The sequence below is a fragment of the Bacillus sp. AF23 genome, from assembly GCF_020861455.1.
Classification (GTDB): domain Bacteria; phylum Bacillota; class Bacilli; order Bacillales; family Bacillaceae; genus Bacillus; species Bacillus halotolerans.
Window position 1 is genome coordinate 17,332 of sequence record NZ_JAJHVY010000014.1, and the last position, 23,985, is coordinate 41,316.

General features: G+C 35.7%; 32 protein-coding genes and 1 pseudogene. 3 read left to right on the forward strand and 30 right to left on the reverse strand.

The window, feature by feature from the left end:
- Positions 1-41 precede the first annotated feature (41 nt).
- Complete coding sequence (locus LNN34_RS04745; RefSeq protein WP_229042835.1) at positions 42-668, reverse strand: hypothetical protein; 627 nt, start codon at positions 666-668, stop codon at positions 42-44.
- Positions 669-739: 71 nt separating this feature from the next.
- Positions 740-1,150 carry a hypothetical protein gene (locus tag LNN34_RS04750; RefSeq protein ID WP_229042836.1) on the reverse strand — a complete coding sequence of 137 codons (411 nt, stop codon included), beginning with the start codon at positions 1,148-1,150 and terminating at the stop codon, positions 740-742.
- A 346-nt stretch (positions 1,151-1,496) separates the two neighbouring features.
- Here LNN34_RS04750 and LNN34_RS04755 point away from each other — a divergent pair, with 346 nt between their 5' ends.
- Both LNN34_RS04755 and LNN34_RS04760 read left to right on the forward strand, forming a co-directional pair.
- The gene (locus LNN34_RS04755) at positions 1,497-1,673 is read left to right on the forward strand and encodes a hypothetical protein (RefSeq protein ID WP_009966645.1); all 177 of its coding nucleotides are present in this window, start codon (positions 1,497-1,499) and stop codon (positions 1,671-1,673) included.
- A 24-nt stretch (positions 1,674-1,697) separates the two neighbouring features.
- Positions 1,698-2,384: a hypothetical protein gene (locus LNN34_RS04760; RefSeq protein ID WP_229042837.1), complete on the forward strand. Its 687-nt coding sequence runs from the start codon at positions 1,698-1,700 to the stop codon at positions 2,382-2,384.
- A 128-nt stretch (positions 2,385-2,512) separates the two neighbouring features.
- Here LNN34_RS04760 and LNN34_RS04765 read toward each other — a convergent pair whose 3' ends face one another.
- The 25 genes from LNN34_RS04765 to LNN34_RS04885 all read right to left on the reverse strand — a co-directional run bounded on the left by LNN34_RS04765 (position 2,513) and on the right by LNN34_RS04885 (position 21,032).
- Complete coding sequence (locus LNN34_RS04765) at positions 2,513-3,520, reverse strand: tyrosine-type recombinase/integrase (protein WP_072183687.1); 1,008 nt, start codon at positions 3,518-3,520, stop codon at positions 2,513-2,515.
- 13 nt (positions 3,521-3,533) lie between these two features.
- The gene (locus tag LNN34_RS04770) at positions 3,534-3,953 is read right to left on the reverse strand and encodes a hypothetical protein (RefSeq protein ID WP_229042950.1); all 420 of its coding nucleotides are present in this window, start codon (positions 3,951-3,953) and stop codon (positions 3,534-3,536) included.
- Complete coding sequence (locus LNN34_RS04775) at positions 3,953-4,441, reverse strand: hypothetical protein (protein WP_114168621.1); 489 nt, start codon at positions 4,439-4,441, stop codon at positions 3,953-3,955. Before LNN34_RS04775 ends, LNN34_RS04770 begins: the two co-directional genes overlap by 1 nt.
- 51 nt (positions 4,442-4,492) lie before the next feature.
- A complete protein-coding gene (locus LNN34_RS04780) occupies positions 4,493-4,672 on the reverse strand; it encodes an XkdX family protein (RefSeq protein WP_229042838.1) in 180 nt (59 codons plus the stop codon).
- Positions 4,669-5,019 (reverse strand): hypothetical protein, encoded by a 351-nt coding sequence (locus LNN34_RS04785; RefSeq protein ID WP_017696884.1) that lies wholly within the window; start codon positions 5,017-5,019, stop codon positions 4,669-4,671. Before LNN34_RS04785 ends, LNN34_RS04780 begins: the two co-directional genes overlap by 4 nt.
- Before the next feature lie 10 nt (positions 5,020-5,029).
- Complete coding sequence (locus LNN34_RS04790; RefSeq protein WP_229042839.1) at positions 5,030-6,247, reverse strand: hypothetical protein; 1,218 nt, start codon at positions 6,245-6,247, stop codon at positions 5,030-5,032.
- Position 6,248: 1 nt separating this feature from the next.
- A complete protein-coding gene (locus LNN34_RS04795; RefSeq protein WP_165634508.1) occupies positions 6,249-6,605 on the reverse strand; it encodes a hypothetical protein in 357 nt (118 codons plus the stop codon).
- A gap of 63 nt (positions 6,606-6,668) precedes the next feature.
- Positions 6,669-6,896 carry a hypothetical protein gene (locus tag LNN34_RS04800; RefSeq protein ID WP_009967521.1) on the reverse strand — a complete coding sequence of 76 codons (228 nt, stop codon included), beginning with the start codon at positions 6,894-6,896 and terminating at the stop codon, positions 6,669-6,671.
- Positions 6,896-7,507, reverse strand: a complete 612-nt coding sequence (locus LNN34_RS04805; RefSeq protein ID WP_229042951.1) for a hypothetical protein — start codon at positions 7,505-7,507, stop codon at positions 6,896-6,898. The genes LNN34_RS04800 and LNN34_RS04805 overlap by 1 nt, the downstream gene beginning before the upstream one ends.
- 17 nt (positions 7,508-7,524) lie before the next feature.
- Positions 7,525-8,319, reverse strand: a complete 795-nt coding sequence (locus tag LNN34_RS04810; RefSeq protein ID WP_229042840.1) for a hypothetical protein — start codon at positions 8,317-8,319, stop codon at positions 7,525-7,527.
- Between the two features lie 35 nt (positions 8,320-8,354).
- Complete coding sequence (locus LNN34_RS04815; protein ID WP_229042841.1) at positions 8,355-9,083, reverse strand: hypothetical protein; 729 nt, start codon at positions 9,081-9,083, stop codon at positions 8,355-8,357.
- Positions 9,080-9,586, reverse strand: coding sequence for a hypothetical protein (locus LNN34_RS04820; protein ID WP_229042842.1), 507 nt, complete (start codon positions 9,584-9,586; stop codon positions 9,080-9,082). Before LNN34_RS04820 ends, LNN34_RS04815 begins: the two co-directional genes overlap by 4 nt.
- Entirely contained in the window at positions 9,583-10,233 is a 651-nt protein-coding gene (locus tag LNN34_RS04825; protein WP_144460152.1) for a hypothetical protein, read from the reverse strand. The genes LNN34_RS04820 and LNN34_RS04825 overlap by 4 nt, the downstream gene beginning before the upstream one ends.
- Entirely contained in the window at positions 10,217-10,471 is a 255-nt protein-coding gene (locus LNN34_RS04830; protein ID WP_229042843.1) for a hypothetical protein, read from the reverse strand. The genes LNN34_RS04825 and LNN34_RS04830 overlap by 17 nt, the downstream gene beginning before the upstream one ends.
- Positions 10,468-10,863, reverse strand: coding sequence for a hypothetical protein (locus tag LNN34_RS04835; RefSeq protein ID WP_041054460.1), 396 nt, complete (start codon positions 10,861-10,863; stop codon positions 10,468-10,470). Before LNN34_RS04835 ends, LNN34_RS04830 begins: the two co-directional genes overlap by 4 nt.
- Before the next feature lie 14 nt (positions 10,864-10,877).
- Positions 10,878-11,348 (reverse strand): hypothetical protein, encoded by a 471-nt coding sequence (locus LNN34_RS04840; RefSeq protein ID WP_229042844.1) that lies wholly within the window; start codon positions 11,346-11,348, stop codon positions 10,878-10,880.
- A 35-nt stretch (positions 11,349-11,383) separates the two neighbouring features.
- On the reverse strand, positions 11,384-12,400 hold the full coding sequence (locus LNN34_RS04845) for a hypothetical protein (RefSeq protein ID WP_229042845.1): 1,017 nt from the start codon (positions 12,398-12,400) through the stop codon (positions 11,384-11,386).
- A 37-nt stretch (positions 12,401-12,437) separates the two neighbouring features.
- Entirely contained in the window at positions 12,438-12,974 is a 537-nt protein-coding gene (locus tag LNN34_RS04850; protein ID WP_229042846.1) for a hypothetical protein, read from the reverse strand.
- A 24-nt stretch (positions 12,975-12,998) separates the two neighbouring features.
- Positions 12,999-14,435 carry a hypothetical protein gene (locus tag LNN34_RS04855; RefSeq protein ID WP_229042847.1) on the reverse strand — a complete coding sequence of 479 codons (1,437 nt, stop codon included), beginning with the start codon at positions 14,433-14,435 and terminating at the stop codon, positions 12,999-13,001.
- Positions 14,436-14,465: 30 nt separating this feature from the next.
- Positions 14,466-15,986 (reverse strand): hypothetical protein, encoded by a 1,521-nt coding sequence (locus LNN34_RS04860; RefSeq protein ID WP_181219563.1) that lies wholly within the window; start codon positions 15,984-15,986, stop codon positions 14,466-14,468.
- A 17-nt stretch (positions 15,987-16,003) separates the two neighbouring features.
- A complete protein-coding gene (locus LNN34_RS04865; RefSeq protein WP_229042848.1) occupies positions 16,004-17,773 on the reverse strand; it encodes a terminase large subunit domain-containing protein in 1,770 nt (589 codons plus the stop codon).
- The gene (locus LNN34_RS04870) at positions 17,760-18,680 is read right to left on the reverse strand and encodes a hypothetical protein (protein WP_229042849.1); all 921 of its coding nucleotides are present in this window, start codon (positions 18,678-18,680) and stop codon (positions 17,760-17,762) included. The genes LNN34_RS04865 and LNN34_RS04870 overlap by 14 nt, the downstream gene beginning before the upstream one ends.
- 106 nt (positions 18,681-18,786) lie before the next feature.
- Positions 18,787-19,311, reverse strand: coding sequence for a hypothetical protein (locus LNN34_RS04875; RefSeq protein ID WP_229042850.1), 525 nt, complete (start codon positions 19,309-19,311; stop codon positions 18,787-18,789).
- A 299-nt stretch (positions 19,312-19,610) separates the two neighbouring features.
- Complete coding sequence (locus tag LNN34_RS04880; protein WP_229042851.1) at positions 19,611-20,828, reverse strand: hypothetical protein; 1,218 nt, start codon at positions 20,826-20,828, stop codon at positions 19,611-19,613.
- Between the two features lie 12 nt (positions 20,829-20,840).
- Positions 20,841-21,032: a YonK family protein gene (locus tag LNN34_RS04885; protein ID WP_229042852.1), complete on the reverse strand. Its 192-nt coding sequence runs from the start codon at positions 21,030-21,032 to the stop codon at positions 20,841-20,843.
- A gap of 271 nt (positions 21,033-21,303) precedes the next feature.
- Between LNN34_RS04885 and LNN34_RS04890 the strand changes: the two genes are divergently transcribed.
- Complete coding sequence (locus LNN34_RS04890; protein ID WP_229042853.1) at positions 21,304-21,486, forward strand: hypothetical protein; 183 nt, start codon at positions 21,304-21,306, stop codon at positions 21,484-21,486.
- Between the two features lie 441 nt (positions 21,487-21,927).
- On the opposite strand, the gene LNN34_RS04895 is transcribed toward LNN34_RS04890, so the two are convergent.
- The 3 genes and pseudogenes from LNN34_RS04895 to hupN all read right to left on the reverse strand — a co-directional run bounded on the left by LNN34_RS04895 (position 21,928) and on the right by hupN (position 23,807).
- Positions 21,928-22,443, reverse strand: coding sequence for a hypothetical protein (locus tag LNN34_RS04895; protein WP_061187729.1), 516 nt, complete (start codon positions 22,441-22,443; stop codon positions 21,928-21,930).
- 420 nt (positions 22,444-22,863) lie between these two features.
- A pseudogene (locus LNN34_RS04900) lies at positions 22,864-22,971 on the reverse strand (hypothetical protein); the annotation flags it as partial.
- 557 nt (positions 22,972-23,528) lie between these two features.
- Entirely contained in the window at positions 23,529-23,807 is a 279-nt protein-coding gene (gene hupN / locus LNN34_RS04905) for an HU-related DNA-binding protein HupN (RefSeq protein WP_004399274.1), read from the reverse strand.
- Between the last annotated feature and the right edge of the window lie 178 nt (positions 23,808-23,985).

A 23,985-nucleotide genomic window follows, 5' to 3' on the forward strand; every position in this document is an offset into this window, starting at 1 on the left:
TTCCTTTCAGTAGGGGGAGGGAAAATAAAAAAGCCACTCAGCTATTGAGCGGCTTTACTTCCTTTACGTATTGCTATTTCTATAATCCCTTGCCAAATTTCAACATTAGATAAAGCTTCCTTAACTTTTTGATCATTTTGTTTAAATCCTTTAGTGTTTTCTAATCCAGTATCAGTTTTACTTGGTAAGAACTCTATTTTAGTTACGGGGTTAGAAAAATCATCAAGTTTTAACTTAAGATCAATCTTTCTAAAATATTTGGACTCAGTTCTGTCTGAAGATAACCCTCCAACAAGAGCCCCAATACCTCCTGCAGCAAGCCCTCCGATAACGGCTCCTGCCATTTGACTACCTCTAGAAACTCTTGTTATGGATTGATCGTCAATAGCTATCTCAGCTTCGATTATCTTGCTAAATGGGATTGATTTTTCTTCAATTGCCATTATTTCATTGAAATGATGAATAACAAACTTATTTTCGGATTCAACTAAAGTCAGCTTTTTATTTTTATCTGGGGTTATATATGACTTATAATCCTTTGGGTAATTTCCTGCGGAAATTATTTTCTCTAAATTTTGTTTTTCTATCTCCTTTTGTTTATCTGCTCCAAAATCCCCTATTATAAAGAAAGCAGCTATTATTAACAAAACACAAATTGCCCAAATCATTTAACCACCACCGGTACCATTTTCCTGCATTATACCATGGTTTAGAAACAATGGCAGTGAATGGGAGATAATTATTTATCACTTTTTATTCTTATAAGGAGTTCTTTAAAATAAACAGCTGTTGTATGAGTTTGCCTGTCAAGTATTGTGTAAATGTATAGAGCTAGAACGCAAAGAACAACCAAAAATGACATGATTGTATTATCATCACCAAACACAGTTTTGAATAAAAGCGTTACGCTCGTTACAACAATCGCTGCTAAAGACATTGTTTTTGAAACATCGCAAGCTGTTTCTATTCTAGACATCCTTGCTATTGCTGAAGATAATTCTTCATGATTTAAAGATTTTAAAACCTGGAGTTTTAAATTTAATGAATTGAAATCTTGACCAGTAGAAGGGAATTCTTTTCTTATGAATTTTATGAGCTCCTTCGCATTAAGTTCAGCTAATTTTCTTCTAACTGTTTTCTTATTGATCATTTCCATCACCTCTTCATATTATCGACAAATATGTAAAGGGTTTTAATGGAAATTAAATTAGTGTGAGTATGTATCTCTAATTCTCAAAATGAATGAATAGTCCTTTTTAAAATTTATACACAGTCATTCTCCAAGGAAAAATGACTCAATTTTTCGATTTTTTATGTAAATCAAAAAAGAATCATGTTAGAGTAGGTGTGCTGAAAATAATTCAAAAAATTATTTTGCGATATGATTAAAGTATTATTGCCAGAGAGTTCGGATTGGACAAAATTGTAAGTATTTAATACACTGGTGCTGCAATCAAATATGCACCTGGAATCAATTGCTAAACGGGGGAGTTTAAATGAACAACAAGAAAAATATCTTTGATATTGTAATGTACATTATTTTCGGTGTGTTAAGTCTTTTTCTAGTTGCAAAAACTGATTATGGCACTGGAGTTTTAGTGTTTGTTGCAATTTTATACCTCGCTGTAATTGCTTATAAAATTAAGCAAGTATTTAGTAATTCAGATTCTTAAGGTGTAACACAAGGAGGATTTCAATTGAGAAAGAAAAGAGTTATTACTTGTGTTATGGCTGCATCATTGACTTTAGGCTCACTTTTACCTGCAGGTTACGCTTCTGCAAAGGAGGACTCTAAGACAACCCCTTCTTACGAAGAACTAGCTCTACATTACAAAATGAAAAGTGAAAAGATTTCATCGAACGGGAAATTAGTTGAAATTGAGTATGTGAGTGGAAATGAAACTCACAAAGTTCAGATGAACGGAAATGATCATACTGTAAAAGTCGATGGCATAGAACAAAAAGGCTTAAACTTTGAGTATGATGAAAATGTTGCTAACAGAACAAATTATGAAAATAATAATTTGAAATCTAATGAATTCACAACACAGGCTGCAAAACCTAAAAAAGGATACCATTATGTGGGGACTTTATCTGGGCATACAAAAGCGGCTAAAAATGCGTTATCAGTTACAATGTCATTAGTCGGAATTGTCCCAGGCTTGGGATGGGGGAGTAAGGCTGCCACTATTTTATTCTCTTATTGGGCTAAAGAACAAATCCCTGATGCATATTATAAATATGATTTATATGAAAAAGGAGCGATGACTGATAGTTGGTATCAGTATTCTACAGTTCAATTTTTTGAAGATAAAGCTCATAAAAAGAAAATGGGCAAACCTTGGACTAGTACTCCTGCAAAAGTAGATTTACCTAATAGCTAATTTTAAAATCACTTTGTCTTTATAAGGGGACAAAGTGATTCTTTGTTTTATACATAAGCAAAATTCCTCGTCTGAGGAATCTTGATTCTGAATAAAAGAGGGATTTTATTTGGAAGGAGAGGGGGGTATTAAGAGAATATTTTATTCTTCTCTTCTTCAAATTCCCTGAGATCATAGTGAGCAATGGTAGTTGATACATCTTCGTGGTGTGCAACATATTTTGAAACGAGCTTTAAATCCACTCCACTTTCAAGAAGATATGTTACACAAGAGGCTTTAAATATATGAGGATTAACTCTTCGTTGGAGAATATCGCTTAAAACATTTGAACAAAAATAATCAGCCCATGACTTTGAAGCTTGTTTAACTTCGCCACCGTATTTAGTTGAAAATATGTACTCTGATTCATAACCTCTATTTTCAACCCATAATCGCATGTATTTTAATGCTTCAAGATTAATCATATAAGGCTCTACTTTCCCATCATCACCTTGACCTTTTAGTCGCACATTATGACTGTATACAAATGTCTTACCTTCAGGTATTGGATAATCAAGTATTTCTGTTTTGAATTGTATAATTTCACTCCTTCTGGCTCCAACATTAAAGGCTGTTGCAAGCCAGGCCATACCTAAATAGTTCTCGTCCTTTTCAAGTACATCCATCATATCTTTGTACTCATTAAAAGTAATTTTCACTTTGTCATATACTTTGTTTTTGGGGATAGGAGGGAGTCCTCGGGTTAAATTTCTAAAACTCCGATACTCTTTGAAATCCTCGTCATCAGCAATAACATTCTCGATGTAGTTAAACATGGATGAAACACAAGCTTTTTTAAAACTTTGTGCAGAAGAGGAGAGTTTGCGGTTATCACGAAGATAGCTTAAATAACGAAGAATATCCCTTTTGGTGAGCTTGTATAAAGGTTTGTTATTCATCGATTGATATACGTAATAACCAAACTGCCTTAGTCCAGATTGATATTGTCTTTTTGTTGCTGGACTAAAGTTTTGAACAGCAATGAACTCATCAACAATTGTCCTTAATTCGTCATTTACGTGTTGCCACATTTCGTCTGTGATTTCAGGCAGTTTTTTAGCCCTATCCCGAAGCATATTTTTCTTAATTTTGGTCATTAATTCACCACCATTAGTACATTTTAATTCCATCTGCTTTTAAATCACTTTTTAATGCCTCTGTTAATCGTCCATCTTTTAGAGTCTCGGCAGTATTCTTCATAAAAGGACGAGGTTTCCCGTAGCCATAACCGTATGAATCTGGATATGTATAGCCCTGTCCAGTTTCGATGACTGTTGCAACATCTTTTCCTTCGTCTTCTCTGGTATTGTCTAATGAGATACCGTTACTTTCATTAATAGTTGTAAAAGCGCCTTTTAGGTTTCCTGTGCGTTCATAGAGTAGGGGGCTATAGGCGCCATAAACATCCTCTTCAACATGAGCTTGGCCAGTTTTCATCATGACTTGCTTAACATTGGAGGAAGACTTATGTATAGACTGAATTGCAGCTTTCTCAATCATTACTTTAATTTCTTTTATATTTTTCGCCATCATTGTGAGACAGCGCTGCCTTCAATTTCTTCGACCTTCTGAAGGATAAGATTATTTGCTTCTTCCTGAGATTTTTTTGATAACTCATCTATGTTTTGTTGCAGCATTACAGTGGCTTTACCCAGCTTTTCTAAGCTCTCTTTAGGAAAGCTATTGATAATTAAAGGAAAGTACTCTGAGTCTACAAGTTTAAGATACCACTTAACTTTATTTTTAATGTCATTTGGAATACCCAAATCTGTAAATTCCTTGATTAGTGAGAAGAATGCCCAGTGAACTTGATTTATATCCTTGAAGGATTTGATACCTGCTTCTTTTGCTTCTTGTGGATCTGAAATCAATCCTGTTAACATTTTTGTTAATCGAGAAGGGGAGAAGTATGGATAAATGAATACATGAACGTCATCAGTTAATGTGACTTTTTCTTTCTTGTCATATTTACTGATGCTTTCCTCAATTAAACCTAAATTCAACTTTTTTGATGCCATTTAATATCCTCCTTTAATATCCTCATTTTGAGCAAAACCATGCTCATCTGTTTATTCAGTAGATAAGGTAACTGAAGTATAGATTTCTTGATATTGTTCAGGAGTAATTAAGTTATTGTCTACTCCTTCTTTGAGTTCTTCCTTAGTTACATCATCGTAATAATAGGCTTCTTTAACCTGATCAAGAGTTGCCCAGTTTTTGTTTAGGGCTATAACCCAAAAATTGCTCATGCTGTTGTCCCATCTTTCAAGTTTTTAACTTCATTTTGTAAATTTAAGATTAGGCGATTTTGTTTTAAGATTAAAATTCTGGCTTCAGCTAGTGATTGTCCAAGTAATTCCACATCAGAAGGTTCTTCAGGGAGTGGTGAGAGGCTGTCTATGTATTCTTGAGAGGCTGTTTCTATCCAAACTTGTTTTGATAAATCAAATCGTGGAAGGTAATAGGAGGGAGAGTCAGGTAATGGAACAGAAGTGCAATTATCGGGAAAAATATAATCTCCCTTTTCATCCATTTCAGTTACAACTAGGGGTTCAACGAACATAAAATTTTCGTCATATTTATAGACTTGTATCATGACTTACCTCCTAATTCAACGGAACAACTACATCTAAGTAGTAACCAGTTATTGCAGCACTGTTGTCAGCTGATACCCCACTTAGCTGAAGGTCCCCATTAGAGTTTACAAATAATTTACTTCTGCCGAAAGTTCCACTTACTTCAACAGACTTAACAGCACCTTGTGTTGGAGAAAATTCAGTTGGAATAGAAGCAAATACTACATCTCGGTTTGTTACAACGTGCCCACTAAGCTGTAAAGTCCCAGCTACTTTACGATATTGAAGTGGTCTAGAACCAGTCTTTGCGCCATTTTTATATGTAACGCTTAACCAAGGCACGTTATCAATTTCACTGCTACTTATCAATCGTTCCCAACTTGACCATGCTCCGTTTATCAATGATTTTCTGTAAGTCTTATTATCATTAGTCAGAACAATAGCTTGACCATAAAGTTTATCAGCACTACATGTCCAAAATCCCCGCCCGTTACTTGGAGGTGCTTCTAAGGCAGCCTTATCATATCCGAAATATGTTAAAGTAGGAGAATTCAAAAGTTCAGAATGAAAGTCGCTTGTTATAGAAACTAGTGGTTGACCATCATCGCCTGATATTTTAGTTAATTGAGCAGAATTCCATTTGCTTCTTTCAGTGCTAGTGATATGACGCTCATTATCTTTTATGTGAGCATCAAATTCTAATTTTGTCGCTTGTTTATCATTTGTAAGGTTTCCTAACCCGACCTGAATTGCAGTTACTTTATGAGGATTGTTTGTGTTCTGAGAATGTGCGTCAGTATACTTTTTAGAATTGCTTTCCGCGGCATTCCAAGTAGTTCTTTCAGAAGCTGTAATATGAATAATTGTATCTTGAGCATGTTGATCAAATTCAGTTTTAGTTGCTTGTTTTTCATTCAGGACATTTGCTAAACCAACTTGGCTTTTAGTTACTGAATGGGGATTGAGAGTATCGTTTAGATGTTCGTCAAATTCCTCTTTAGTTGCTTGGACGTTATTTAAAACATTGCCCAAGCCAACTTGCTCTTTGGTAACTAAATGAGGATTAGATTGATCATCAGTATGTTTCTTAAGCTCATTCTGTTGATACTCCATAAATAAATTCGTTTTTTCTGTTAAGGCTTGTTCATGCTCAAGCATATGTTTTTCAGCTCTGTCATTGGATCCTCTTAATGAATTGATCTGAATATTGTTTTGTTTGAGTTGACCGACGTATTTACTGCTGCTCATCTTAACTCACCACAATCCCTTTAACAGTTACATCACCAGTAACAGAAACAACTTCGAACATAACTTTAAACAATCCAGCAATGTCAAAGTCCCAATACTCATTAGTATTTAAAGTACTGCTTCCAAGTTGGAAATCTGTTTTATTGGTGCCACTAAGTGCAGTTTTTTCGCCATTTTCATCAACTGCATAAAACTTTATTTCTCGTGAAGTTGAGGAACCGGAGATCTTAACAGTAAGTTCCCGAAAATGACCAACTACAAATTCTTCACCTTCAGATGGGGAAGTTGTTGCTTCGTGAAATGTAAATGAAGTTTTGTCTGGAATCGTGATTACGACATTTTCAGTCGTTTCTGTCAACAACTCCACCTCCTTAATTTGAATAAAAACTGTCTTTTATCTAGAAAAACAAGAGGGGAGGACTTATTCAAAAAGCCCATCCTCTTGTAGCTTATTCCATATACCTTCCCAAGCTGGGGTAGAAGAAGGGGATGACTGAAGCGAACTTAAAGGTTCGTACTCATTGAAGTCGCCTTCAAAGCGTTGCTTGAAATCATCAACACTGATATAAGATCCATCTGATAGCAATAGGAATTTTTGTTCCAAGCCATCAAATTGTTTGAACAGACCGCATACTTCATCAAATGTCATTATTCCATCCCCCAAACAACGATTTTTAACCCAGTTAGATCAACTGTACCGGCTGCTTTAACTGTCAGATGTATTTTGGGAGCAGTGAAAGTTAATTGTTTTTGCAAAGGGTAATTCTGAACAAAGGCAATGCTGTTGAATAAAACAGAATTATCATTACCTGATGTAGTTGCAGAATAAAATGGGATGTTTTTCGGTACGGAATAAATACTTGCTAAAACTTTGCTGTTTGAGCTGTCTGTTTGAGTTGTGTACATAGCAACACCGTAAGTTCTGAAAACACCAAGTGAATCGATTAGATCAACTGTATAAGACTTAGTTGCACCTGTAGCAACTGTATCAGCATCAATAACAACAAATTCAGAATAGGATTTTTGAACTTGGGTTTTAATTGCTGTAGTGTTTTTAACCAAAACAGGGACAGAAGCAGTATTAGTTATATTTACATCAAGTGCAGTGTTGGCCACATTAACATTAAGAGGCTGGTCATTATTGAGACCAACCTCCAAAGGGACAGTGGAACGTTCAATTGATACAGCAGTTATGGGATTACCTGTCCCATCATCTTTTGCAGAGGTGTATTTATCACCGTCCTGGTTTAAAAAAGCAATAATAAACGCCTCCTTAATTATTCAGTTGTTCCGCCAAGATCTGAGCTTTGAGTTGAACCTGTTGTATCCTCAACCGGAGCTGCGGTATTTTCATCTCTACTTGCTTCGATTACTACAGCCATTTCGTCTGTATCTGTATCTGCTAACGCTTCAAACTTAATTTCAGGTGCTAAAGCATTTCCATTTTCTAATGACATTTCAAATTCCCCTGAAGGAGAAACATTAGGGAACTGGATATAGATGTCACTGTAAACTTCTTCTGTATCAGGGTTATAAGCAATGGTGCGATATTCAACTTCATATCGTTCTGAGAACTTGCTGGCTTTAATGGCTAAACGTCTACCGACTTTTTCAATTTGGTACACAGCTGTTAGTTTGTCTTTAGCAGCCGCAAATGCTGTTGGAATTGTATATGTGCCATCAGTTGAAACAGCAATCTTATATGTTAAACCTTTTTTGTTATAGAAAGTAACATCGCTTACAGGTTTTCCTTTTACAGTAACTTTGTTTGTATCATCTACAATCAGTCCATGTTCTCTATCGAAAACCTTTACTTTTGTTTCTTCCTGAATTGTTTCACCCTGTGTCATTGCAAGCCATTCTAAATCAAAGAAAGCATTTTTGACAGTTAGGTTAATTTCCTTCTCAGATTTAAGAATGTAAAGTGGTTTATTTCCGATTCCACCTCTGAGTTTTTCTTCGGAGATTGCTTGGGAGAATGATGCTGTTTGTGCCTCGGCTGTGAATACAAGCTTACCGTCAGATTTTCGTTTAAAATAAACGTCAGCTGTATCTTGAATAACTGTTTTCATCTAATTGTTGCCTCCTTAAATAATAAAAAAGACAGCTATGCGCTGCCTTTACCAAAACCTTTAGTTTGTTTCATGAAACTTTCTCTGCTTATGTAGTGTTTTTCTTCTTCAAATAAGTCGATATGTTTTCCCCAGCTTTCCATGTGTTTGGCTGCATCAGGTGAAACGGTTGCAAACAGGGTGGAGGTATCGTACTGTTTGAATTGACCAACTCTGTAGTAAGTCATGTATAACTGAAACAGAGTCATTTCATTTATATCTTTGTACAAATATCCAGTGTGAGCAGCAACACTGCTCATGATGTCTGCCATATCAACCATATCTGAATCCTGACTTTTCACCCTTTTGCTGCGCTCGTTAGCTCGCTGTATCTCTGGGTTAGAGCTGATTTTTTCCTCTTTTAGACAAGACATTCTCAAGACCAATTCTCTTAGGGCTTCAAAGTTTTCCGGTGTAAGTTTCTCTAAAATTTCAACGCCATTAAAAACTGTACTAAATATTACTTCATATGCTTCTTTAAAATTCGGAAGGATACTTGTAATTTCAAATAATGACAGTTTTTTAAGTTCGTCAATAAGACCATCTAATTGGCCAAATTGATTATTTTCCTTTTTGCTGTAAGTATAAATAATCTCTTTCTTAGACATCTTAAACCAGCTGAGGTACGGAGTTAAAAAAGCATATTCCTTAACTTTTATAAACCGACAATCGCCAAATTCAGTAGGGATTGGTTCACCGGTTATAAAGAATTCACTATCAATCATTTCATCGCCCCAAAGGTATATATTAATTTATATCCGAGGTAACCGTCAGGTGGATTAGTGATTAACAATCTTTTATAAGAGTTTGTCTTACCAATACCAGCAAAATTCTGATTGAACAAGAGCCTATTAATTCTGTCATTAATCTTAAGATTTCTAAATTCGGTTTCTTCAAAGGTGTTAATATGGGTGAAAACATCAATCATCAAGTCTTGATTAAGAAGCATCGCACTTTGGTTGGATGGTTTTGGTAATGCGTTCCCTAAATAAACACACATCCTACATAACGGTGAATCCGATAGATCATCTGTTTTAGGTGCTCGCTTAAATATGGTATTGATTATAGCGGGTGAGTCATTTGTGGAGTCATAATAATTTTCGAGTGATTGAACATCTGGATGAGAAGGGGAGAGAGGATCATCTTTATAATACAGAAGCCGATTTAGCTGAACATCATCCATAACTAATCTGAAGATTTTTGTCATCTGTTCAACAGTCATGCTCATGTCTTTTCACCAACTTTCTTTTTGGCAACCAATTTTATTGTTCCGTGGTCTCCATAAACTTTAGAATAGTCTATATCATCGACTTGATAATCTTCGCCAAAGAAGGTGAGGGTAAGTCCGATTTTCAATTTTTCATGAACAAGATAAGGAATTGTAATGTTTGCTTGACCATCTGGAAGATTTACCGCCAATTCAGTGCCTTTTATTGAAGTTGTCCTTTCGAATATGCAGGGGACTTCAGTTTTTTCACCAGGTACTTTTTCATAAATTGGCTTACCAGTGATTTCGTTAATTTTGCCAGTATCGATTAGCTTGTCTTCTGAAGTAAGAAAAAATGATGTTCCACATATTTTTATTTCAGCCTTTTTGTAAATCTTATTACTGAGAGGGTGGGAGGTGATGAGCCATGTTTCATCATTAAACTTAACAACTCCGCCACGATAAATGTCAGCAATTTCACCTAATATATATCTTGCAGAACCATCGCCACTAGAGTACTTAGAAGTGATCATTACTGTTTTTTCGATTCCATCAATTGTGACTTTTTCAGATTCAAACCCCTTAAGGCCTTGTTGGAAAATAAGCTTACCATCATGAAGAAGTTTATTATTAATGTTAACCTTGTGGTAATTACTGTAGTCCTTCATTCGAATCACCGTCTGTTACTAAGTTATCCCTAAGTCTGCTTAATTCACCACTTACTGTTAAAATAGTGTCCCTGATTTCTGTGAGATCAGGATCACTTAGCAGCTTTTTATTAAGGTATTTCTCCAATTTGAAGAGGACTGAATTGTTTTTCTTACACAGTTTATTGCAAACAACATCTAAGTCCTCAAGCTTTATTTGTCCATCTTTATGTGCTGATTTAACTTTAATTGTACTCATAGATAATCCACCGCAGCGTTCAATATCAAGCGCTCAATTTCGTCTTTCTGATCTATTACACTTTGTTTAAGTGAATTGAGTTGCGTACTAAAGTTCTTGATCCCCACGTCATTAGTGAAGGGCTGCCACGTATTCTCAAACAAGGTCTTTTTATTTAACAAAAAGATGTATCTCAAGAAGTGTGCAAGAATAAGAAGATCATCCTCAGATAATTCCCGATTAACAGTTTCAGTTGAATTATCAGCTTTTAAATTGTCTCTAAGCCGGTTATTGAAATGAAGGATTGCATTTCGAATTGATTTATAAATGTCCTCTTCTTCTTGAGGAACATCAAAATCGGACGTCTCGCAGTTGTTTAAAAAGGTTTCCCATATTTGATCATAAGATGTCATAAAAATCCCTCCTCTTAGTCAAAGAGAAGGGAAGGATCAGCGACTCCCATCCAATCAGCCAAAACTTTTAATTTGCCTGCAGCAATGTCATCGCTAAATTCTGAAGCAACGTCAATAATAAATTGTTTCTCAGAATCCACTGTGATTTTATCGAGCTTATTTTTTAGTTGAGCAATATTTCCTGATTTAATCATCTTTTCAATTTCTTCTTTGGTATGGATGTTATTTTCATAAACCTCCGACTCAACAATAGAATCTTTAATTTCTTTGGTGGTATCATTATCTTCAACAATAACTAATTCACCTTTATCGAAACAAACGCTGTTCATTGTGAGCCATTCAACAACTTCTTTTGGAACTTCTTTAATATCGGCCTTCCCATTTTTACTTCCAGCCCAAGTGTATTGTTTATGTCCGCCATCGCCGGTATACCCAACAAAATAAGATGTACTTCTGTATCGTGCTAACTTAATTTTTTCAGTCAAATTAATATCCTCCTAAAAAATCCTCATATTTTGATTTAGATAGATACTGCAGCTTGTTCTTCAATAATTCCGATTGCTTCTCCAAAAAGAAGGTTAACAGAAGCGTCTTGAACAATTTTCATTTTGATTCTTTCATCTTCGATATCTTGTTCTGTCAATTGACGCAGTCCGCCATACTCAACAACAGAAAATGGTTTTTGAGAAACGCCGCCGGCAAACATATAACCTTTGTTGACAGGAAGTTCGACTTTACTATTTGTATCATCTGTAAATGGGTTAGTGAGGTTAACAGCAGTTGTTCTGCCGATAGTTGTTGGATTTAGAGCAGTAAGAAGCTCTCCTTTTACTTCTTCTGTTAAGAAGTTCTTAAACGTAGAGTCTGTTCCTTGTTGGAATGCGAAGTAGTCAATGAGAAGAGTGTCAGCGACGAAGATTGGTTTTCCACCATAACGTTGAAGCACGGAAGCTACTTTGTTGTATTGTTGAAGAGTAAGGTTTGAGCCTGTTTGAACATTTTTTACAGGGATTTTACCAGCTGTAATTGCGCTTGCAGTTAATTGATGAATTTTATCGAGGTACAAGCGGACTTTAGCATCTGCAATATCATTCACCAATTTATTGAAGTAAACAATTGAATCTGTTACCAGATCTAGGGGTTCATAATAGAAACCTGTTGACATAGTTTTCGGAACAGCTGGAACTGTTTCTTGTCCTTCAACACGAACTAAATCTACACCAGAGCCTGTAGCAGACCAAATGACTTTTGCCTTATTCTTTTTCGGAATTTTAATTTCTTTAATATTGCCTCGTTTTTCTTGTTGGACATTGGCCAAAAGGGAGAGGAGCTGAGTTACTTTAGGTTTCGCAATTTCATCAGCTTGCTCAACGACAAGGTTATTAAATTGATGGAGCATGGAAGGGTCAGGTGTAGTACCGCCGTCACCAAACACTTTCTTAATGTAAGTTTGGATATCAGCTTGGTCTGTACCGTCCATTTTGTTATTTAATACACGGCTAAACAAGCCTTTGATTTTCACAGTATCTAATTTCATTATAATACTCCTTTTATTGAAATTTATTTGTTATGTATTAGGCCTCGATTACTTCAAGGCGAACAAGCTTTTGTCCCATTGTGTAAACAAGGTCCTCTTCATTATTTACAACGAGGAACTTAGCAGAAGAATCAGCATAATCCTCGTGAGGTGAAGCAGGATCACTGATAATATACTTTTGAGTAGCGATATCAAAGTGAGCTACTTGACCTTGTTTAACCTCAGTCACTCCTGTATTAAATGAAAACGCAGAAACATCAAAACGAGTATAAGCTGGCTCAAGGATAACAATTCGAGCATGTTCTCCCACACCGTTATAAAAGTCTCTCATTGATTCACCAAGATAGCGTGCTTCAGGAGATGCAATTAAATATGCTTTTTTTGTTTTATCTGATAGCTTCGAAGCTGTACGGTTCCCCTCAGCATCAAAACCAAGTTCAACAAGCATAAAGTTGTCAATGTCTGATCCAGTTACTTTTGCACCGTGAGCAACTGTTTTAATTTTTAAAGAATTCAAGTTTCCAGTAGTATGATTACCTACTTCTGTAAGGGCTTTTTGTAATCTTGTAGCCATATTTTATTCCTCCAAGTTTAAAATTTATTGTGAAAAGCGGGATTCAAAAGAGTCATCGTTAGGGATTAAATTTTCCCGTTTACTTGAAAATTCTCTAATGGTTGTATTTGTTTCAGTAGGAACACTAACTAAATCAACTAACATTGTGTTAAGTTGTAATACAGCTTTTTCTCCTTCTTCACCTTGTTTAATGGAAGCATGGATAAGGTTTTGTACTTCTTCTGTACTGAATTTATCCTCAGCATTTAAAGCTTCAAATTTCGCTTTATAAAATTCATTTTTCTCATACAGTTTTTGTTCAAATAAAGTTTTCTCGTGTTTTTCTTTATAAGGTTTCAATTGTTCCACTTCAGAATTTAATTGCACAAGCTTTTCACTGGCAGTGTTGAATTGCTGTTCAATTTCTGCCTTATTCTTATTGATTTGATTTACTTGTTTCGTTAAATCTTTAATCTGTTCATCTTTCTGGTTAAGTTGTGTTTGAATAGGTTCAGGAAGAACTTCCTCCCAGTTACGCGTCATGAATACCTCGGTTTTACTGTCAAAATCAATAGAAACGGTATCGCCTGTTCTTGTGTAATTGAACTTAAAGTATTTGTCATAGCTATTTTCATCTGACCAGCTATACACGTTTACGATGAAATATGTATCATATACATCTGCAATATAAGATGCTGACTCCTTGTTAAGGGTTGGATCTAATTGGTTATAAAGAAGTGTTCGAACGTCAGACTGAGACAATTCAAACACTTTTCTAAACTTATTCATTTTTTCACCTTCCTCATTATTTTGTCTTGTAGCTGCTTGAGCAACTAATCTTTCAAATTGTTGAATTTCATTAAAGCTTAGAAGTTTGGAAGAATCATAAGCGGGGAGGACAATGTCATGCTCTCCACGTTTCTCTGAATTTAAAATTGCGTGACCTTCGAAATAGATGGGGGACTGTAGGTGTTCAATGCCATCTTGCATAGTGTAATTTGAATAAAGGATCTCACAACTTGTATTAATGTTAATGCCCCGACCATACCATTCGAGTAAAAGCTCACATGCATCTTTAAATCGAGAGCTCCAAAGGATTGCATCTGCTGCCAATACTTCTTTTTTACCTTCTGGGGTTTCAATTTCAGTTATGTATCCCTCAGATGTAAAGACGCCAATTGGGGCAGTATCTCTCTTCACCTCAAGTTCTCCGTGCTTGTCTGTGTCTAGAAAAGCTTCATGAGTTCCCAAAGCATCTGTAGAAGTATTTGATTCTTCAACTTCGTAATACTTTGCAACTATCGGTTTATTAATAATTGTTGAAGCAGCTTCAAGAGCAACTTCCTTAGAAATTACTGCGTTATTGTGAGAGACATCGAAATCAATAATGACAAAGCTACATGACAACTTTGTTGGATCATCTGATGTTTTAATCTCATTTAATTGAAGTTGGCATAGTTTTTTCTTTGGCTTCTTTGTCAAATAATTTCACCTCCCTTCAAAAGTGAAGTTTTAAATAGGATTGTCATTACCGTTGGAGGTAGCTGACTTCACCGTATTGTCGTTGTTTTTATTACCCTCATTTGGGCGACCTGCTTCATTCCCGGTGAAGGTATATGAAGTTTGATAAGGGATAATCTTTTCTTGGAGTTTAAGTTCTTCAGTTTCATATAGAGTTTGTTCAAGGTAACTCTCCCAAGAAACTCCTGCCAAATTATCAACTACGTGCTTAATAGACCAGCCCTTATCGTTTAATTTTATTAAGATGTCCATTTTTTCTTTGAGAGTGAGTGGCTTGTCTTTATCGTAATTCATATAGTAATTGTCTTTTTGGGCAGCAGGCAAAACAAGGTTGAATAACTTTTGATAAACCTCTTGTTCAATATCCTCCATTAAAACGCCAATACGCTTATAAAATGTATCCAAGTTTAATGACGAAGTTGCGTAGTTACCTCCATCACCATTTAAAAGGGAGCCGGATAAGCCGTAAGCAGATTGAATGTCGCTATTGATATGATCAAATTTTGCTCCATCTAATCCATCTGCTTTGACATCTGGAAAATTGATATCAGCAAAGTCAGGGATTGATACTACAGTTACTCCATCTTTTTGGTTTTTTTCCAAAGCTGTTTTAACGCCACCATGAATTTTTTGTTTAACTGCTTTAGGCAGCTTCATGTTTGTGTATTCGCCATTACCTTTATCTGTTCCAATCGTTAGAACTGCAACAGCGTTAATAATTTTATTTGCAATCGATCTTTCAACATCTTTAAGTTTCTTTTTATGGAGAACGTCATATAGTCCTGGGGTAACCCAAGATGTTCCCAATCCTTGATTTCTCTTTAGCGTCCCTGTGCGTAGTGGAAAAGTTCTTTCTTGTGGCAATTCCTTAAATCGATATTTCTCTCGATCTTTCATGAAGTTTTCATAATCGCTTTGTTTAATATAAGGGGAGAGGCTTTTTAACAATTCATTTCTGTGATCATCTTTATACTTAGTGAACATTTCCATGTCAACTACACATACCCAGTCTCCATTTCTCCTAAAGGAGGGGAATACATATTTAATCTCATCAAAAATAAACGGATAGGGGCTCTTAGCATCCCCAAGCCATATACCAACAAGAGTGCCAGCTGTAGCTACCTGTTTTAACAGATCCCTAGTAAGTCTTTTATGTTTGACCTTATGTAAGGATTTATTCAAAAGAGAAATGTGCTTATCTGAAGACTTAACTTTATTAAAGGAGTCAATTTTATAGTTGAGGGTAGGGAGGGCTTCAATCAATTCAAACAATTGGTGAATCTCTGCAGTCGAAATGTAAAAATACTCAGCAAGATCTTCAATTTCTTCTTGAAATTCATCGGGGTTAGAAAAATAATTTTTTAATTGTTCGGCCTCAATTTCCGTAACAATACCATTGGAAAACATATTTGAGATAAAGCCGGAAGCAAATGTAGAAGTATAAGTTGAATAGTCATTCAGCATTTGCTTATACTCTTCAGACTCAATGTCAACTTTATTTAAGGTTACCATGTTTCACCTCATTTCTTTTAAAAATAAACTAGTTCGTCTTCAACGTCATATTCAGTTTGTTTGTTTAACTGCCTTTCTAATACAGTGGCAATGTAGTTGCCATAAGCCACTGAGCTATATCTGTCTTTTCGTTTGCTCTTTGGCTCTTTAAGCTTAACTTGTCCGTTATCGCTATATTCAGCTTCTAAGTTGATCATTTCATTTATCAGAAGGGTAATCTGAGCATAGCTTGAAAGGAATTTTCCTTTAACTTCAGGAGATAGCCCTTCATAGCCTTTAAATCTTTTCAGATATTCTTTTCCTTCATTTTCGTTGATAGGAATTTTGATTTTCCCTCGTTTGAATCCATCTTTGAGTAATACAGCGATTTCACTGTTCAATTGTGCATTACCTTTAATGCTATAAATTACTTTTTCGGCATTTTGATAAGTACAACGCTCAGCCATTCTTTCATCGTTAATACATGAAAATGGCTCATATTCTTTTGCACGTTCTTTATCATATAGAGGCTGGCATAATGCATCATACACACCAAGTCCAATACTTTGAGTATCCAATACAATATAATCGCAATCATAATCTTCGTATATTTGTCGAATTCTAGTTGCTTGAGTGCCTGTATGACCGCCTACTATGCTCTCCATGTATACAATATGACGATCATACCCATTGGAGTTTGGAATCAGTCTGAATACAGTGTAAACACTGGCATCATTATCCTTACCAGCCATTCCAGCGATATCATTGCTTACCAGTCTAATTTCTCCTGGTTTCTTGCCTTCATATTTAAAGTTGGAATCCTTGATCAGACTGTAATAGTCAGGAGGGAAGAGGGGAGAAGCAAGCTTTCGGTTCTTTTCAATGTCTTCAAATTTAAAATAAGCTTTTTCAGATTCACCAAACCAGAGAGCTTCCATTTCCATAGACCAACCAATAGGATCGAAGTCTTCTTCGGTCATTTCATCTCTAACCTGATCTTTATCCAAAAGCCCTTCTTTAATTGCGATCTGGTAAGGGAGACCGCAAACAAAATATTTAGATCCTTTCATCATGGCATTGTAGTAAGTTATGAATCTGTTAAATGACCAATGAACCTTATACCAGCAGGAAGACAAGTAAATTTCTTTGTTTCGTTCTTTTAGATGAGCGTACTCTTCTTTTTCAAGATATTTAGGAGAACGGGGAGCTGTTAGGAATTTTCGGAGTACTTTACTGATGATTTCAAAATCAACCATTCTGAATTCATCTACAATAAGGAGGTTTGCACGTTTGGAGCGGGCGCCATCATTTGAGGCTACGATTTTAATCCAGCTGCCGTTATGAAACTCCACTTTAGCATCATTCGTTGAGGTTTTTAAATCTTCTATTTCTCGCCTTAAATTAGGCGATTCTTTACGTAAGTCATCAATTTTCTCTATGACTTCACGAGCTTGTCCCTTTGTGCCCGATGCGATAACTATTTTAGTACCTGGGAAGAGTATGGCTTGCACACAGCAGTATACAGAGGTTAACCAAGTTTTACCCTGACCACGACTGGCCAGGTACATAAAATAATGGTTATGTACCATCATGTAAATTAAAATACATTGAAACAATTTAAGTGTAATACCCAAGTATTCTTTTACAAAGCGATGTGGGTTTGCTCTATAGAAAGAAGTCCATGCGCCAATACCATCCATTAATCGTTCGGATTTTGATTTCTTTTTAAAGTTGTTTCCCTTTTTAAAGATATTGATTCCTCGGCTATGCTTGTTGCGATCTGTTGTAAAATTTTTATGTGAGGTCATTTTCTCGTTCCTCTTCTTCTGCAACAGGTTCTTCAACAGTGTGCTTATTCATTTCTTCCCAATATTCCTCTGAATATTGATTTTTCAAACCAAGCATTCGGGACAGATGCCCAAGGAAAAATACCTTAATGTATTTCCCGATTTTATCAGGATCTTTCCACCTAGGCTCTGGCTCAGGAATAGGTCTCTCATTCTCATATTTTTTGATCAGAGTGCCAAAAGACTCTTGTTCAACTCCACTTGCTCCAGTTTCTTGAACTGGTTTTAAATTACTTGATCCAAGTAAATCTTGAAGAGTTTTTTGTTGCTGATCGACTTTTTCACCATTTTCACGCCGTTTGCGGATATCTAGCCGAGTCAAACATATTTCATTTATAAGGAGTTCCATTCCTTTAGAATCACATTCATACCTATTCGTGAAGTCAATGTACTCATTCTGAAGCCAAATGTAATCTTCAACATCAAGACCACGACCCCAGAATTGCATTAATTCATCTATGTCTTCCTTAGATATATCTTCTGTACTTTTAGCTAGTAACAGTTGTGTTGTGTATTCTTGTTCTTCTTCAAAGTCAAATTCACTGTCTGCCCAAGTTTTTGACTTGTAATCTTTCATTCCGATATTTTTCATATACGTACCTAACACATTTCCAGCTGATTTTTTCTTTGACTCTGATTCATTAACAGCGGAAACCCACAAATCGTAAACAAATGGACGGTCAATCATTCTCAAGATGTTTTGCACATTCTTTAAGTTATCTTTGTCTTTTTGGAATTCATTTTGGAGACAGCTTTTACATACTGACAGCTTGCCGGTTGCATAATTGAAAGGAGATTCCGATATATAATATTGATTTGCATTTTGTTCTTTGCCGCAGCATGAGCATTTGATTTTTTCTGTAGCCATATTTCACCTCCATAAAGTTAGTTGATGTAAACACGTTTTATAAAACGCCCAGTAATAGAGCGGAAGGGGAGTACCACAATCATCACTGGGCGTTCTAAAAAGGTGCTTAAACTAAAGAAGAGAGGACTTCATCGTGATGAAACCCTCCTTTGACATCAATTCCTAATTTTTTAATTGTTTTGAGTTGATCTTTAGTAACAGTACTGTCAATATAAACGCCATTCGGAAAATGATTACCTTCTAAATTATTGGCTGAGATAATAGTACAACTAATTCCTTTTTCTTTAGCCAAGTCTTTGTAAATCTTTTTATGAGCACCTACAAGTAAAGGAATATTATTCTCTTGTGATAACCTAAGAAGAAGAGTTGTTTTGCCTTTACCTCTCTGAGAATCATTTACCAGAAGAATCTTAGGTACATTTTTATGGAACTTTTCTTGTAGTGATTTATCAACATCATTAAAAACAACTTTCATTCGCTTGAATGGCGGTTCGATTTTATCACCAAAGATAGTTAAATGAATAGCTTCTAATACTCGCTTAATCTCAGCATCACATCTGTATCCAGACTGTTTTAACTCTGAGAGAGTTTCTAAGTGCTTATTCAGATATTTAAAGTCTTCATTCGTCATTTTCTTCTTCGTCCTCAATCGTTTTTTTTTGTATTACTTTAATAAACCTTTTTGTAGTCAGCCATTAATGCGACTCCAATCTAAATAAAATTAAAGTTTTAAACAAAGTTGGAGCCTACATCGAGGCTCCCTTAGTTGAAGAAATAATGTCCTAACACTTCGATTAGACTCAGTTGTAGGGATTAACCAGCAATAATTATGGGAAACTCCGTTTTAAATTCATCTGAGAAATTAACCCAATGACCACTTAATTCGTTAATAAAACATTTTGTCTTCATTTAGTTTTACTCCTTATTAAATTAATTCAATATGTAATCATACTGAATAGTACGACCTTTACCGGACTCATAAATTGAAAGGTTTGCTCCAGCTTTGGCACCTGTCATTAAGCTGTCACTGTATTCATCGGAACCCATTACAGAAGGGAGTTGTATAACTTGGATATTATGAGTGGCTGCTTCACCTACAGTGAGCATGTTTCCGTGGTGGAAGTGGGAGATGTACATGTAATCGTAGAATTTTCGTTTCATCTGTGAGATATCACGAATAGCATTCTTTTTGTTTTTAATCTGGTGTCCGTGACAAGCAACAATTTCAAATTCAAGTAATTTAAAATCCACAATTCCTTCGTCGTATAAAGGAACTTCAATTCGCTCATTGTCTTTGAGTACGTCATGAATATAAGTAGCGATAATACGTTCTACATCTTCTTTAGGCATTTCCGAGCGATTTGTATTATGTAATCTTAGTTCAGTATGATTTGCAGAAGGGATATGTATGTACTTAATTTTGACGTGCTTAGAAAGTTCTAAAAGCCATTCAGCTTTGTACCTAGAGTATTTTATCACTTGGTCAATAAACCCGTACTGAAGGGCAGTTAATTGCGATACGCGCAATGCCATACCTTCAACACTGTCAGCACCATTTAACACGACCAGCTCATCTAAATTTTCTTTTTGAATGTACTCAACAGTTTCAGAAAGAATCTGATTCATACGCTGCAAATAAATCTGTTCGTTGTATTCATTGTTGTTGCTTTTAAATTGCTTCCCGAAGTGTTCATCTCCAAACCCTAGAACAGCAGCTCTTTTTCTTTCGCTCTTATTTAATGGATAGAAGGAAGGGGGAGGGAGAGTGCCTGCTTTCTCAATTGCTTCAGTTACATTTTCATATAGCAGCTCTGTTCGACCTTTGACACGTGTGTTTTTATGTATTTCATGCTTTACAGCTTGAAGCTTTTTTCTCTCTTCCATGATTTCAACCTTTTTCAGTTCCAATTCAATGAGAGAATTATTTGATTCAGCTGACTTTTCTTTTTGGTATTCAACTCCTTCAATGAAGTTGTTGAACCATTTTCTATAAGCTGATTCACCTTTAGGTTCGCCGGTTTCCTTGTTGATTAACTCTTTGATTTCTTCCCAGTTTAGATTATAAATGTCTTTATTAGAGCAGATTCTTATTTTCCATTCTTTAAGGTTTTCATCTGAGTGACGCTTAGTTTGAACAGGATCGATCATTCAGTCACCGCCTTACTCAACGTCTTTAACAGGAAGTTCATTTTCTTCTTTTACAGTAATTGAAACATTCTTTCCATTAAACTCTGAGAGAATTTCTTTGAAGTCATATGTGTATTCAGCTTCTTTAGTTTGTTCGATAACTTCCATTACGTCCATATCGAAAAAGCCTTTAACATTAATTTGATGTACTTTTTTGCTTGCCATTTAAATTCCTCCAATAATTTTCTATTTACGTACAATAAGCTCCTTCGGAAGCCCGATGATCCGAAGCATCGGTAACGTCCGAGAAGGGGATATAAAGGAGATGAAAGATAAGTCGGATAGGCGTTGGGGAAACGCCCGAAGGAGATTATTGATAACTTTTGTACATATGTATTACAGACCCATTCCAGTTATCAAGAAGCACTTTGTGTGGAAAAATAATCCACAATAGGTATAATGAAGTGTAGATGAAATTTGAAAAAGAGGTGTTTTTTTGTTAGACAAAGTTTTGAATGCCTTTATTATAATAGGTGTTTTGTTGATAGTTGGAGCGGTTACTGTTTTTAAAGATTTTGAATATCATCAATATCTTCGTTTTGGTGGGGCAGCATTGATAGCTTTTGGCTATATGTTTGGTTATGATAAAGTAAAAGCTACAACAAAAAAGAGTAAATGACTATTAAATTCTATTGTTCTAGTTATTTTCTTACCCATCTCACCTACACCAGTAACTCACGTAGGAACGCAAGCCTTCGGATCGACAGGGAAATCTGAATAACAAAAGACGTCATAAGGACGTCTTCAGGAACTCCTTGTACAGCTTGGCACATGAGTTAAATTATTAAATTATTGGAACAACAGAGAACAGAGTATATTTTTGATTAAAATATCACTAATAAAGGTTTGCGTCCGTAAAATCGTATATCTCGTAATTCGTAAGCTGTAAAACGTAATCCGTTTCCAACCTAGGAAAATAAATGAGTTTTGTATTACAGTTTAGATACGCTCTAAACTAAAGCGGCTTTCTACTTCTCTGTTGTCCAAGCTGGGCAGTTTTACACCTAGCTATCAAGATAAAAGTGATTTTACCCTCATAGCTAAGTTAAAACCTTAGCTTTTATAGATACTTATCTGCAGCTTCAAACTCAATTTCATAATTATGATTAGCTTTTTCAATAGAGTTGGAAAGACGATTAGCCATTCTTTCTAACTTTAATCCTTTAGTTTGCATCTTATCAGGATCAAACAAGGCTTCACGATAACTAATAACATCAGAATAAGAATTTACTCGTTCAGTTTTCTGAGAACGACCGTAACTTTTGAGTTTATTCGCTTCACCTCTAAGTTGCTGTGCTAATTCAAGTGCTTCTGTGATCGATAATTCCTTTTCATCCCACAACACTTTTGCATCCAGGTTGGCTTTAGCGATTAGTACTACCAATTCACGATAATCTTTTTTAGTCGATTCCAGCTCAGCTGTGATTTGGTCTACAGTTTTTGTTGGTTTTGTATATTTTTCATCTTTATCATGTTCAACATATGCAACACTATCTCGTTCCTGTAACAGTTCCTGAATACGTTTTGAGATTGCATTTCTTAAAGGTAAAGCTTCGAACAAAGCGATTTTTGACATTTATTATCTTCTCCTTTAGACATACATCTTTTATATTCTAATAGATTCTTAAATAAATTGCCAATAAAACAAATTTTATCCTTCGTTTTAATCAAAAGTAATCGAAAAGGTAAACCATATAACCCTTTTCAGAGACATTCCTGTCTTTTCATGTCAGGTCACACACCTTATCTACATACAATGCGTGTAGATCGCCAGCCTCTTATTTTGCACAGTTTTCTCTGACCCGTGTAAGGAGGTATGTGCATGGGAAAGATGAGTCTCCATTCAGAATGAGGGGGATGAAGTGAAATAAAGTGAAGAATTGCTAAGTAAAATTGAAAAGACAAGACCGAAAATAATCCTTTTCTGTGAAATAGGAGCGGTGATCAATCGCCCAAACACTATTCCACTTATTTTACGAGGATTGTAGACTCGCTAACCGGAAAGTTTTGAGACCGCATAATAAGCATCAAAGCTTACTAGGGCATTATTTAAAGGGAAGGGAGACGCATCTACCTTACCTAAGTGTAAGCCGAAGCAGAACACCGCAATTAATAATATTCAGGCTACATGTCACCCATAGTAAGACTGTGATGGGATTCACCCTACATAAACAGCTTGAGTAGCATAGGTCTTACCGACATGTTTAGCCCGATAATAGTCATTTACCTGTCTCCTTTAGATACAGACATCCGAGTTAACCCCGCACCCTCATAAATGACTATTATCCGACTAACTGCAATGACCAGTCGCAGTTTTGTGTCAGAATGATACAGAAAACAAGGGAGTAGATATTGTTTAATCAATAAAAGCTAGTCCACACTGGAGAGGAATCTCCACTAATATTCATTTGATTAGTCTGTATCTTCATAAATGAACATTAGTCGAGAACTGATATCCCAAATATCAGTAATCAACTAATTATTGACGGCACCCCATGCCATCAATAAACAACTATAATTAATTAACCCAGAGATGAAGATAAGCGATAAGAGGGGAGGTCGACAATTTCCTCCATAACTTCTAACTCTGACACTTTTAGGAGCATAAGCTCTTTGTGACAAAGCGTGCAGGTAGCCTTTCCTGTCGTCCTCATTAACTGATTATTTAGCTTTGACTGCGTCTTTAAGTGCTTTTGCCGGCTTAAATGCAGGTGCTTTTGTAGCCGGAATATCAATTTCCTCTCCTGTCTGGGGATTTCTCCCTTTACGAGCTGCACGTTCACGAACTTCAAATGTTCCGAAACCAGGAATACTTACTTTTTCTCCACTTTTTAATGCCTCTGAAATAGTGTCAAAGACTTTTTCGACACTGGGAGCTCCTTCTTTTTTAGATACCCCTTGTTTTTCTGCCACTTTAGCGATTAGTTCTGTTTTATTCATGATCAATTTCCTCCTAAGTAAATTTAAATTTATTCTAAATGAGCAATAAAGATTGTCTTTTATATAGACGGGGGGAAACGTACTAGCCCTTTTATGTGGAAATTAGCTTTCTGTCTCCCTTATGACGATTATCTCAAAAGGGGCTTCCAGACCAGTCGCATCAAGGGTTTAAGGCACT

What these genes read in the sequence shown, in the direction of transcription:
- LNN34_RS04745 (WP_229042835.1), bottom strand. Translation starts at nt 668, where the DNA reads ATGATTTGGGCAATTTGTGTTTTGTTAATAATAGCTGCTTTCTTTATA.
- LNN34_RS04750 (WP_229042836.1), bottom strand. Translation starts at nt 1,150, where the DNA reads ATGATCAATAAGAAAACAGTTAGAAGAAAATTAGCTGAACTTAATGCG.
- LNN34_RS04755 (WP_009966645.1), top strand. Translation starts at nt 1,497, where the DNA reads ATGAACAACAAGAAAAATATCTTTGATATTGTAATGTACATTATTTTC.
- LNN34_RS04765 (WP_072183687.1), bottom strand. Translation starts at nt 3,520, where the DNA reads ATGACCAAAATTAAGAAAAATATGCTTCGGGATAGGGCTAAAAAACTG.
- LNN34_RS04770 (WP_229042950.1), bottom strand. Translation starts at nt 3,953, where the DNA reads ATGGCGAAAAATATAAAAGAAATTAAAGTAATGATTGAGAAAGCTGCA.
- LNN34_RS04775 (WP_114168621.1), bottom strand. Translation starts at nt 4,441, where the DNA reads ATGGCATCAAAAAAGTTGAATTTAGGTTTAATTGAGGAAAGCATCAGT.
- LNN34_RS04780 (WP_229042838.1), bottom strand. Translation starts at nt 4,672, where the DNA reads ATGAGCAATTTTTGGGTTATAGCCCTAAACAAAAACTGGGCAACTCTT.
- LNN34_RS04785 (WP_017696884.1), bottom strand. Translation starts at nt 5,019, where the DNA reads ATGATACAAGTCTATAAATATGACGAAAATTTTATGTTCGTTGAACCC.
- LNN34_RS04790 (WP_229042839.1), bottom strand. Translation starts at nt 6,247, where the DNA reads ATGAGCAGCAGTAAATACGTCGGTCAACTCAAACAAAACAATATTCAG.
- LNN34_RS04800 (WP_009967521.1), bottom strand. Translation starts at nt 6,896, where the DNA reads ATGACATTTGATGAAGTATGCGGTCTGTTCAAACAATTTGATGGCTTG.
- LNN34_RS04810 (WP_229042840.1), bottom strand. Translation starts at nt 8,319, where the DNA reads ATGAAAACAGTTATTCAAGATACAGCTGACGTTTATTTTAAACGAAAA.
- LNN34_RS04815 (WP_229042841.1), bottom strand. Translation starts at nt 9,083, where the DNA reads ATGATTGATAGTGAATTCTTTATAACCGGTGAACCAATCCCTACTGAA.
- LNN34_RS04820 (WP_229042842.1), bottom strand. Translation starts at nt 9,586, where the DNA reads ATGAGCATGACTGTTGAACAGATGACAAAAATCTTCAGATTAGTTATG.
- LNN34_RS04825 (WP_144460152.1), bottom strand. Translation starts at nt 10,233, where the DNA reads ATGAAGGACTACAGTAATTACCACAAGGTTAACATTAATAATAAACTT.
- LNN34_RS04830 (WP_229042843.1), bottom strand. Translation starts at nt 10,471, where the DNA reads ATGAGTACAATTAAAGTTAAATCAGCACATAAAGATGGACAAATAAAG.
- LNN34_RS04835 (WP_041054460.1), bottom strand. Translation starts at nt 10,863, where the DNA reads ATGACATCTTATGATCAAATATGGGAAACCTTTTTAAACAACTGCGAG.
- LNN34_RS04845 (WP_229042845.1), bottom strand. Translation starts at nt 12,400, where the DNA reads ATGAAATTAGATACTGTGAAAATCAAAGGCTTGTTTAGCCGTGTATTA.
- LNN34_RS04850 (WP_229042846.1), bottom strand. Translation starts at nt 12,974, where the DNA reads ATGGCTACAAGATTACAAAAAGCCCTTACAGAAGTAGGTAATCATACT.
- LNN34_RS04860 (WP_181219563.1), bottom strand. Translation starts at nt 15,986, where the DNA reads ATGGTAACCTTAAATAAAGTTGACATTGAGTCTGAAGAGTATAAGCAA.
- LNN34_RS04865 (WP_229042848.1), bottom strand. Translation starts at nt 17,773, where the DNA reads ATGACCTCACATAAAAATTTTACAACAGATCGCAACAAGCATAGCCGA.
- LNN34_RS04870 (WP_229042849.1), bottom strand. Translation starts at nt 18,680, where the DNA reads ATGGCTACAGAAAAAATCAAATGCTCATGCTGCGGCAAAGAACAAAAT.
- LNN34_RS04875 (WP_229042850.1), bottom strand. Translation starts at nt 19,311, where the DNA reads ATGACGAATGAAGACTTTAAATATCTGAATAAGCACTTAGAAACTCTC.
- LNN34_RS04880 (WP_229042851.1), bottom strand. Translation starts at nt 20,828, where the DNA reads ATGATCGATCCTGTTCAAACTAAGCGTCACTCAGATGAAAACCTTAAA.
- LNN34_RS04885 (WP_229042852.1), bottom strand. Translation starts at nt 21,032, where the DNA reads ATGGCAAGCAAAAAAGTACATCAAATTAATGTTAAAGGCTTTTTCGAT.
- LNN34_RS04895 (WP_061187729.1), bottom strand. Translation starts at nt 22,443, where the DNA reads ATGTCAAAAATCGCTTTGTTCGAAGCTTTACCTTTAAGAAATGCAATC.
- hupN (WP_004399274.1), bottom strand. Translation starts at nt 23,807, where the DNA reads ATGAATAAAACAGAACTAATCGCTAAAGTGGCAGAAAAACAAGGGGTA.